The 706-nt window shown below is 44.2% G+C and carries 1 pseudogene; it reads left to right on the top strand.

Going from position 1 to position 706, the window contains the following annotated elements:
* Positions 1–68: 68 nt before the first annotated feature.
* Positions 69–706 (top strand): annotated as a pseudogene (locus R8O11_RS27720) (murein L,D-transpeptidase); the annotation flags it as partial.

Below are 706 nucleotides of genomic sequence, written 5' to 3'. Positions count from 1 at the left end.
ATATTTGCCATACTTTTTTTATGGCAAGTAGCGCAAGGATCGTTTCAGTGTTTGCTAGGGTTTTAATCATGACGGCACTTCTGGTGCCGTTTTGCAGCTTTTCTACCGTGGTTTCTCTCGATGCTTCTGCCCAAACGGAGCAAGAAGGGGCCGTAGAGCAGTTGTCTGTCGAAAAAATGATCCATTATCCAACGGTGATTGATCAACTTTACCAAAGTACGAATTACCGTTTGAATTGGGAAAATGAGAGCGATGTTGAACAGTTCATTTTTCAGATGAAGCTGGTCGCGCTTGCTGACGTTTCCAAAGAGTTTGACAACCAACTGCATCGTATTAACCAAGTAAGATGGAAAGGAGACAACCTTGACTTCGATTTGGTGATGACCGATTCCCTCCTTATGTACCTCAGCTATCTTGAGCAGGTTCCTCAAGAAGGCGTTAACTGGTTGTTTGCAAATAAAGCCCATGTGAGCTTTCCTGCGCCTAGTGTGGATACGCTATCGGTACTGAGCAATGAGATCACGGTAGGGAAGTTGGATCAGTTTTTAGCCAGCTTGCGCTCGCCTTTGCAGATGGATGCCTCATTTAATACGGTATTTGCTTCGCTTTCTGAATTCTCGCAATATCAATATCCTTTCTATGAGCAAAAAGGTCTGTTGCGCGTCGGTGATCCGATAGAAAACAAATCAACCCTTGTTGAACGCAT

The sequence above is a fragment of the Vibrio sp. 1288 genome, assembly GCF_033344475.1.
Note: the sequence above shows the minus strand (reverse complement) of the source record. Positions and strands in the feature narration are given on the sequence as shown.